The sequence below is a fragment of the Zooshikella sp. RANM57 genome, from assembly GCF_050749885.1.
In the GTDB taxonomy this organism is placed as follows: Bacteria; Pseudomonadota; Gammaproteobacteria; order Pseudomonadales; family Zooshikellaceae; genus Zooshikella.
In genome coordinates this window covers 21639-32060 of sequence record NZ_JBOIUB010000002.1, presented here as the reverse complement: position 1 = coordinate 32060, position 10422 = coordinate 21639, and the positions used below count along the sequence as shown (strand labels likewise).

At 38.0% G+C, this 10422-nt stretch carries 5 protein-coding genes; 3 read left to right on the top strand and 2 right to left on the bottom strand.

Annotation, left to right across the window (positions count from 1 at the left end; genetic code table 11):
* Positions 1–1360: 1360 nt before the first annotated feature.
* Both ACQ96U_RS05070 and ACQ96U_RS05065 read right to left on the bottom strand, forming a co-directional pair.
* Positions 1361–3553: a M64 family metallopeptidase gene (locus tag ACQ96U_RS05070; protein WP_431720158.1), complete on the bottom strand. Its 2193-nt coding sequence runs from the start codon at positions 3551–3553 to the stop codon at positions 1361–1363.
* A gap of 373 nt (positions 3554–3926) precedes the next feature.
* A complete protein-coding gene (locus ACQ96U_RS05065; RefSeq protein ID WP_431720157.1) occupies positions 3927–4574 on the bottom strand; it encodes a class I SAM-dependent methyltransferase in 648 nt (215 codons plus the stop codon).
* A gap of 207 nt (positions 4575–4781) precedes the next feature.
* Here ACQ96U_RS05065 and ACQ96U_RS05060 point away from each other — a divergent pair, with 207 nt between their 5' ends.
* The 3 genes from ACQ96U_RS05060 to ACQ96U_RS05050 all read left to right on the top strand — a co-directional run bounded on the left by ACQ96U_RS05060 (position 4782) and on the right by ACQ96U_RS05050 (position 10404).
* Complete coding sequence (locus tag ACQ96U_RS05060) at positions 4782–7016, top strand: M4 family metallopeptidase (RefSeq protein ID WP_431720156.1); 2235 nt, start codon at positions 4782–4784, stop codon at positions 7014–7016.
* 318 nt (positions 7017–7334) lie between these two features.
* Complete coding sequence (locus ACQ96U_RS05055) at positions 7335–8786, top strand: C10 family peptidase (RefSeq protein WP_431720155.1); 1452 nt, start codon at positions 7335–7337, stop codon at positions 8784–8786.
* 199 nt (positions 8787–8985) lie between these two features.
* Positions 8986–10404 carry a S28 family serine protease gene (locus tag ACQ96U_RS05050; protein ID WP_431720154.1) on the top strand — a complete coding sequence of 473 codons (1419 nt, stop codon included), beginning with the start codon at positions 8986–8988 and terminating at the stop codon, positions 10402–10404.
* Positions 10405–10422 lie beyond the last annotated feature (18 nt).

Here is a 10422-nt window from a genome sequence, read left to right as displayed (position 1 = left end):
GTCAATCCCTAAAAATTTTAATCTAATACAAGAAAGTTCAGTATTTTATTTGGTAAAGTAGATTTATTTAAATATAGATAATAACTATTCTATTATTTTTAAAATTCAAATTAGCTGCATAGTCATCTTTTACGAATATATTTATTACACTACACTTAAGGTAGACATTAAAAGCTGGAACAGTCAGCCCTGATTGATCATTTTTCAAACAACCATATACCTTGTAAAATTATCAGCACCTAATAATTAGGTTAAAAAGCACCAACTTAGTACTTTGATAACTATTTTTCTTACCTTAATGATTCAATCATCATAATTCAGTAATATAATATTTATACATTGAGTGTTTTTTATCCCAAGGCCATATCTATTACTCAATCCCGTATGTTTGATATTCAGCAAGACTAATATATGGATAAGACAGCCTGATTCTACCTAGCTTACATTTTCAGAATAGCGCTATGGATACTATCAGATAAGTCGCGGCAACGAGCTCCTATATACAAAAAACAAAGAATACCTTCTAAAACGCTGCGATGATTATAAAGGCAAGGACTGCTAGCTCCTTTTTGAGCAACCAGTTTGAATAATTAATGCGTTAAAAATTTTATCTGCTTGTTGATCACAGGCCATGTGTCTTCTTCTTTCACCATTAAAAACTGCTTACACATCATTATATTAATAATTACTTATACAGCTACTTCTTAGTAAAAATTTATATGTACATTATAACTTATTTGCAACAAATTCAAATACAGAAATGATTGTTATTTTATTCATCTATTCGTACAGAGAATATTCAACAGCACTACTTTGTCTAATTTTCACCCACCCCATCAAAAGAGTTTACATTGATTTATTTATTGAAATTTAATTTAGAATACTCGAAAAATCAAACAATAAGCACCTATTACGGAAACTTACTCAGCTGATCCAGGTTCATTAAGTTTAGTTAACCAACGTCACTTCATGTATGATTAGCAATCACTTTTTACCTATATTTACCCAAACTTTATATAACATATGTTGTATATTATTTAATCTCTTCATTAGTATATCTCTTACAATTACATGATGACTCACTTTTTCAACATAATGAAAAACTTCACTTCTCGTTGTTAGTGCTATGAGTACACTGGTGATGATTCATTAACTTTGTTCAAACTATCACCATCTAAACGTTTGATAGATTTTCGAACAGTTCAAGCTAAATTAAAATTTCATAACGTAAGCATCAGGAAACCACTGTGCCATTTATTCATATTTAGTAAAAATTTTATTGCTTTAGTTTTATTTTTAGCATAAAAAAATGCTCAACTGGCTAGCCAGTTGAGCATTGCGGTTTGCGTTTTTTTATAAACTACATTGTTACTTCTAACGTTAGGCCTTTATAAGGTGTTTCTGCTTGTATCTGAATAAAGTAATCACTACCTCTTTGCGGATTAGCAATGACAATACGTTCATTATTACCTTTGTTAACTGAACGGAAGTCACTGTTGTAGCCATTCGGCCAACCCTTGCTACTATGGTTTACAAACAAGTTTGCATCACCGCTGCCACCTCGAACAGTAATTTCTAATTGAGTAATAGAGGCATTATTAGGTATACGAACCCAATACCAGTTAGACCAGGTTGACGCAAGTCCTGTCATAGGAGTACAAGCTTGCAGTTCATCTCGGCTTTGCGTGATTTTGTTATATTGACCGCTGCACTGCTTTTTATTAACCGTCGTCACGCCTTGTTTACTCATACTCCACTGCTGATTGAAGTAGCCATGCTTAGGCCAGATACCTACATAAGCACCATTACCGTATGGGTATGAGTAGAAAACATCCAACACCGCATCGCTTGTTCCTGTGTTCTGAATAAACTTACCGCTGACTTGCCAACGTTGGCTAGCACTGTTATTACATTGATTCAGTCGAGCCAACTGTTGAGGGTTTGCATCTAAACACAGTGAAGATGATTGCTTAGGACGTAGTGTCCCATCGTTAAATACTGCCCATGCTTGGCTATTCTTACTTTGACACGTTTGTACAATAACAAAAGCACCCGCTCTTGCTTGTTCTCCACGAATATCCAAACACAGATTTTTGTTACTCTCAGTAATAATCGCTTGATAATTGTTACTAGTGGTTGTAGTCGGTGTCGTCGGCTTAGTGGACGTTGTTGTTCCTGGGACGAACCCTGGCGCAAACTCTTTAATGCGATCAACCAAAATTTGTTCATTCACCTTATAGAAAGGCTTTCCTAAAGAACGCATCATAGAGTCTTTCGTGGGTCGATAAATGCCACTTTTACAGTAGCGTCCACCTTCAAATAGACCTACTGCGCCTTCAGTCAAAGCGTTATAAGTCGGCAGTTGAACACTATTATTAATATAAGATGCCCACTTAATTTGACTACGACTATATTTCGAGGTCACATTCCGTTCTACAGGTTCAGAATAACTACACCGTTCGCTCTGATAATCATATTCATCAGCTAGCTTACCAAACGAGTGACCAATCTCATGTAAGGCAAGATCAACGGCTGCGGTATCTGTCGAGATAACTGCAATAGAACCACCAGAACCACCATACTCATCGTCATTCACGACAACCAAAACAATATCTCGTTCGTTACTATTAACCGTTTTATTTAAGATACCGTTTACCGCTGCTGTGTCAGCACAAATAAGTCGCTGCACCCCTGCACAGGCATACTTTGAGTTTAAAGTCGTATTTTTATAAAGACCTTTTTCAGGATGATCAACACCAGACTCAGCACTGGTTACATCAATACGATGGACATTAAAAGCACCTTTATAACGTTTAAAAGGCTCTTTTTTAAAAAAACCATCGACTATTTTCTGAGCATCACTTATCCATTTATTTTGATCCGCTTGAGTATAACCATCACCCAATAATACTAAGTCGACTCGTTGAGCAGCACTGCCATTATTTAAAATAGTTGTTTTCGGATAATACTGGCTGTCTCCCTGCGCGATAGGCGCATCAAAAGGGGCTTCTGTGTCAGTTTGCGTTGATACATCATATATTGCCAGCTCATTTAAGTGGACACCATGAACATCAAACTGAGGCTCCAGAATCTGAACTTTTACTAGCTGCGCATCAGCTTTAACTACTACATCAAGTTCACTCACCATATGTTTTAAAGCATCGGAGTATTCAATTTCTTTTGTATGAGGATTAAAAATTTCAGCTCTAATAAAACGAGGATCAGTCACGACTGTGCGATTTAAGATAGCGCCCTTTGCATCTAAACCCAATACCACTAACTCGCCTTCTCGCAACTGACGATTAGGCTTATCCGGCATAGGCGTTTGATCAGTGGCTTCAGCACTATTCACAGAAGGGGTCAGTTCATCCAATTGTGGCATATCATAAGCCATTGCCGCTTGATACTGCCCACTACTGGACTGAGGTAACGGCAGTGTAAGCTTGACACTGTCCGCTTTTGCTATAGTCCACCCTGCCATACTTGCTGTTATTCCACTGACAAGACATAGTGTTTTAACAGCCTTATCTGAAAATAAGTCTCTAATTTTCATGCAACTGCCTCTGCATATATAAAGCCCTATGGCTCCATGCTAGAAATCCGTCCATTCCGCATGCCATATACTGACTGGGCTTATTGTTTTAATTATCTCGATCCATCAACAAGAACTTTTGTGATGAACGTTTCTTAACCAATGGGAATGGTTGCACAAAAAATAAGCAGATTTAAGTTGAAGGGATAATATATGATTACTTTTTCACATTGCCACAGAAAAAAATAATTCACACTTTACAAGTGATATAGGTATCAGTTAAAGCGTTTCTCACACAATGAGTTCAAATAAAAAATTATTTTTATCATTAATAAAAAACCATAGTACCAACTATAGACATTTGAGAGCAGTTAATCTTATTTCAAAATGGGACCTATTGCTTTTGAATGAGGATTACATCATTCCCAACAATTTCAAACTCAATTGGATAATAGTGACTCAGGTACTCAAAAACTTGAGGGCTAAAAAAGGAGATATGCGTTAAATCCCGAATATAATGCCAATTTGCAAAATCTCGCTGATTTGTCACAAGTTTTGTCATCAAACCTAGCCATCCTCCTGGCTTTAACAGTGCTAGCCATTGTTTAAAATAAAATAACGGATCAGCTAAATGTTCGATAACTTCGGTTGCAATAATAAAATCATAATTCTGATTAAGCACTGACTTATCAGGGTAATAAAATAAATCATATTTGTTAACCAAAAATCCTTTTTCCTCCAGCATGGCTGCTAATGCGGGTCCTGGCCCACAACCAAAATCAAGTCCTTTAGCACTAACCGCTAATTTGAGTAGCAAGGGATCCATTACTCTTGACAAAAAACGGCGATAACCTTGATCGTAAATGTCATTCTGGTGTTGATCATAGATTTGCTTTTCTTCCTCAGTTGTTAAATGGTAAGAAGCAGGAACAAAAATAAAATTACACGTAGCACATTGCATGTAAGCCCGATACTTATCTTGGTGATACAGCTGCAAACCTGTTGCTGTGCATAGCGGACAGTAAGGAATTGACTTACTCAAATTATTTATACTCATTGTTTTATGGAACTTTATTTAAGTGCAAATAATACAGCACATGCACATTTTAAGTTAATGCTAACAACTAATAGCTATTAATATACATTTACAATATCGCGAACCATAAGCCACTTTTGTTATTTGGCAACTCAAAAATACAGGTCTACATTTTTTAGCACATGGACACTACCTGTCAGGGAGACAAAATACATGCTATTTAATCGTGTACAGCCCCATTCCTGTGCTATCAACAAAATAAAACAAATCACATATAACTCACTCTATTTTTATGCACTATCGTTCAGTTTTTATGCACACAGCGCAACAATGGAATTCATTCCAACAACCAAACCAGCTTCCACTCACTCACTTACAACATTAGCCCATTTAACACGATCAGAAAGCTTACAACTAATCACTAAGGTTAATGTAAGTAAACAGCTCATTAAGCATCGTTACCAACAGTACTATCAAGGCGTTCCAGTGTGGAACTCAAATCTCGTTGCAAGTTTCAATCATCAGCACCAACTACTGAATATCTCAGGCTTTTTGCTAAGAGATATTCAATCCGATATTCAATCGATAAAGCCTTCGCTTTCAGCATTACAGGCATTAAATATTGCATTTGAGGCAGAAAAAATCCCTCATATACTGTCGCCCCTATATACTTCAACAGATGAAATAAACCGCCCTCTTATTACTAATAAAAAAGTAGACCTATACATCTATCTTGATACACGAGGAAAAGCACGGCTCGTTTACATTGTATCGTTTATGGCTCACACCACAAAACCAAAACGACCGTACTATATTATTGATGCACACGATAAAACGATTATTGATTATTGGCAAGGATTAACCACTCGCCAAGCAACAGGTCCAGGAGGTAATGAAAAAACAGGTATTTACCATTATGGCACTGATTATGATTACTTAACTGTTAGTGACGACTGTCGTATGACAGGTCCCTATATTGACACCGTTGACCTTAACCATAATACAACGCGTGGCAAGGTTCACCAATTCCCCTGTGCAAACAATACTTATAAGGCTATAAACGGCGCATTTTCACCACTCAATGATGCCCACTTTTTTGGTACAACGATCCTCACTATGTATGAAAAGTGGTTTAACATTATTCCTTTGCAAATGCGCTTAACTATACAGGTTCATTACCGCCGATATTATGAAAATGCCTTTTGGGATGGACGCAATGTCACATTTGGTGATGGCTACCAATCGTTTTATCCTTTAGTCAGTCTTGATGTCGTTTCTCATGAAGTAGCACATGGTTTTACTGAACAGCATTCAAATTTAATATACCGAAAGCAGCCTGGTGGGATTAACGAATCTTACTCCGATATTGCAGGTGAAGTTGCAGAATACTATCTCAGTAAGAAAAATGACTGGATGGTTGGCAGCACCATTACTAAGACGACAGGTGCCTTACGTTATTTTGCAGATCCCACACTTGATGGTCGCTCCATTGACCATGCAGATGATTATACCTGGGGCTTGGATGTTCATTTTATCTCGGGCGTTTTTAATAAAGCATTTTATTTGTTAGCCACCACACCAGGCTGGGATATCAAGAAAGCCTTCACTCCCTTTATGTTGGCAAACCAAATTTATTGGCGGCCTGAATCTCAGTTCAATGAAGCAGGCTGTGGGGTTGTTCAAGCTGCTAAAGACCTTAAGCTTAATGCAGATGATGTCGAATCAGCATTTGCTCAAGTTGGTGTAAATGCCAGTTGCCAGTCCCCTAATGACCCCATCATAAAAATAGAACATAAACAAACTGTCTCAGATTTGTCCGCAGACAAAGCACACGCTTTATTTTTCCAAATGCCTGTTCCTTTTGGCATGCATAATTTGACATTTAAAGTTTGGGGAGGCTCAGGAAACGTCGATCTTTATATGCGACATAAAAATAAACCAACCCGCTTCATGTGGGACTGTCGTCCATTCAAAAATGCAAATGATGAACTCTGTCAAATTGACCAACCTAAAGCAGGCACCTACTACGTGATGCTTTATGGCCGCGAAGGTTTTCAGCAGGTGTCTCTTCAAGGTAGTTATGAAATGCGGGTTATTGACTACACGAATAATACAACGGTTGATATACCTGACCGAGATTTTGAAGGGGTTAATAGCGATATAAAAGTGGGTTTAGGTAATACCGTTATTCGTGCCAGAATAACGGTTGATATTACGCACCCCGATATTGGTGATATTGCCATCAGCCTAATTCCACCTAACGGACAACGCTTTTTACTAAAACAATACATGTCTCAAGAAGGTCAACGAGATCTGAAGGCTCGCTATGAAATTAAATTAGACAACTTACAGCAAGGAGGCATTTGGCACCTGAATGTAAAAGATGTATTTTCACGGTATACCGGAACACTAAACAGTTGGCGTTTAGAACTGTTTGATGACGAATAATTTTTTCGTTAATACTTCAGTGCATATCTGTTATGTTCTTTATCAGGTATGCACTGTCCCTTTTCTAGCGACTTTACATTATTCTCTTCTCACCATTAGTCGTTTTTCAGGGTAATTTTATTAGCAATTTGCCTCCCCTCCTAACATTATTTTCAAAATATCTAACTCATCATTTTTGATGATTTTATTAATACCATTTGATACATTTATGTTGTTAATATTTATTTAAAAAGTACATGAGTACCTATTCGTTGTAGTTAATGTACTCATTCAATACATCATTCATCACTTATGATGTATCTTCCAAGGAAAGGCATTATGTTCAAATTAATACCAATCAGATTTACGAAAAAAGCAAAGAACACTTATCCTATTACCACATTAACGAGTTGTATTTTATTTTCTGTTACATCCACTGCTTTTTCGGCAGATATCACTCATTCTAAAGCTCAAACACTTGCCACCCAGTTTTTTAAAAACAAATATTCAACTGATAGCGCAACGATTACACATGAACAAACGAAGTATGATAAAAATAACAAAGCGAAAGCCTATATTTTCCAAATAAATCGTCATGGCTTCGTAATTATCGCTGCACAACAACAGCGTAATCCAGTTTTAGCTTACAGTAATTCTCATGGGGAAATGAATTATTTGGAGAGTCACTCTCCATTAATGAATTGGCTTGCTGATTATACTCCGCCTACCACAAAGTCACCTTTCCGCAATGCTATTAGTAATCGATCCTCACGAACAAATACGGCAGTTGCACCCTTAACAACCACACGTTGGTCACAAAATGGGTTTTATAATGACTTAGTCCCCAATGAATCCCTGACAGGCTGTGTGGCTACAGCTATTGCACAATTTTTGAAATACCATAACTACCCTGAACATGGTTATAGTTTCAATAGTTACGCTTACCCTGATCAAGAAACTATCTCAACAGATTACAGCTCCACCTATTATCAGTGGAATGATATGCCTGATCAGCCCTTAGCCGCAAATAACGCGCTTGCAACCCTTATGTTCCACAGCGGCACTGCTGTAAAAACACTGTATGGTTCAAAAGTCTCTTTAGCCCCTATGCGCTTTATTCCCAATGCCTTAGAAAAACACTTTAACTACATTACCCATGGTTTTGAGTATGTGAGTCAGTTTGACAACCTTCAAGCCTGGCAAGACTTAATCATTCAAGAGCTTCAGGCAAGACGTGTCGTCATTTTAACAGGGTTAAGTGGTAGAGATGGTCATGCCTGGGTTGTCGATGGTTATGATGGCAATAACTACTTTCATATGAATTGGGGTTGGGGTGGTAATATGAATGGTTATTTTCAGCTAACATCACCAGCACCACGCGGTAATTATAATTTTAATCAACGTATGGCTTTTGTGAGGGCTGCACCTCGCACCACGTTGAATCATATTCCTTTTTGCCAAAATACCCAGTATCTTACCGCAAACCAAGGAGAAGTCAGCGACGGCAGCCAACAATGGAATTATCCTGTTAACAGTGACTGTAAATTTATTATTCAACCTAATGCAACTGGTCAGTTAACACTACAATTTCAATCCTTTAATACAGAAAGAAGCCATGACTTTGTCACCATCTATGATGGCAGTACAACTGCAGCGCCAATGATTGGTCAATATCATGGTTCTTCTCTACCCGCATCAATTTCCAGCCAAAGTGGTAGTTTATTAATTCACTTTACCAGCGATGATATTGTCAGTGACAAGGGCTGGTCAGCACGCTACTGGGTACAATAAGGTAGTCTTCGGATACTAATGATACCCAATCGAGAAAGCTTCCCTTAGACTCAACGAATACCTGCAAGGACAACAAGTGTTGTCCTTGCATTAAAATTATATTTTTGGGAATCTACTACCCGTAACTATTGTTTTCGCAATAAAACAAATAATTATTCCAATAAACCATTCTTTACCATGGATTAAGGTAACTCACTCAATGCTTACAAATAGAATAATAATACGCCTATTTCTCCTCTACTTGACGCTAATTGTTTCTACCTGGAGTTCAGCGCAATCCCACCTCGCCAGTCACACTGAAAATATCGATATATTGAGCTATTTACAGGGCATACCTGGTATGGAAGCCGAAGAGCTCGATAATCCTCCATCTGGTTATCGATATATTTTAATACGGTATAGTCAACCTATTGACCATGATCGTCCTTGGCTAGGTAGTTTTAAACAGCGGATGGTTTTACTTCATCGAGATAAAAGTGCGCCCATGGTCTTAGCCACCAATGGCTACACTATTGCCGTCAACACATATCAATATAATTTAACGCAAATACTCAATGCCAACCAATTGAAAATAGAACATCGTTTTTTTGCAGACTCCACCCCCGAACCGAAAGACTGGCAATATCTGACGATTAAACAAGCCGCTGCAGACCACCATCGAATAGTTTCAGCCATACGTCCTTTTTATACAGGAAAATGGGTTTCTCGAGGCAGTAGTAAAGGTGGAATGACTGCCATTTATCATCGTCGTTTTTACCCTGACGATGTTGATGGTACGGTAGCTAATGTAGCACCACAAAGTTTTGGACGTCTTGATCCTCGGTATGTCACATTCCAACAACAGGTTGGACCTGCTAGCTGTCGTACAGCATTAAAAAACTATCAGCGGGAGCTACTAAAACGACGTGACATAATGAAAGTCTATATTCAACGTTACAGCAATGAAAAAGGGATTAATTTTAGTCTGCAAGGCGGATTAGACCAAGTTCTGGATATGACGGTAGGCGAACTGTATTTTCAATTCTGGCAGTACGGTGATATTGCTTACTGTAAAGATATACCCGCAACTGATGCCTCTGACACCGACCTCTTTAATTTTATGACCGAATGGGGACCACTTTATTTCTTAAGTGATATCGGACGGGAAACATACGAGCCATACTTTTATCAGGCCATTACACAATTTGGTTACCCACGTCTCCTCACACGTCATTTATTAGACTTACTTCAATATGACCCTAATGATTATCGCCCTTATGTCTCAAAGTGGCCTACTCAACCATTTGACCATCGCGCCATGTGGGATATCGCCAATTTCGTTGTATTAAAAAGTAGCAACCTGATGCTTTTTTATGGTGATATTGACCCATGGTCAGCAGGTGCTTTCTTTTTACCTAACTCAACTAAACGGAGCACTCATACTTTTTGGGTTAAGGATGGGAATCATGGCACCAATGTTTTAACGGTCAATGAAGAAGATCAGAAAAAAGCCTTTGCAATGTTAAAACACTGGACAGGTGTTGAACCTAAAGTACCTTCCGTTATGTTACGACATTCTGCTCAGCCAGATGATAAGCAAGAACAACTCAATGAAGATTTAATTAGACATCCTCTGTAGTCCAGTTAAACGCGTCCA

Coding starts and splice junctions, on each gene's coding strand:
- ACQ96U_RS05070 (WP_431720158.1), bottom strand. CDS start 3,553: ATGAAAATTAGAGACTTATTTTCAGATAAGGCTGTTAAAACACTATGT.
- ACQ96U_RS05060 (WP_431720156.1), top strand. CDS start 4,782: ATGCTATTTAATCGTGTACAGCCCCATTCCTGTGCTATCAACAAAATA.
- ACQ96U_RS05055 (WP_431720155.1), top strand. CDS start 7,335: ATGTTCAAATTAATACCAATCAGATTTACGAAAAAAGCAAAGAACACT.
- ACQ96U_RS05050 (WP_431720154.1), top strand. CDS start 8,986: ATGCTTACAAATAGAATAATAATACGCCTATTTCTCCTCTACTTGACG.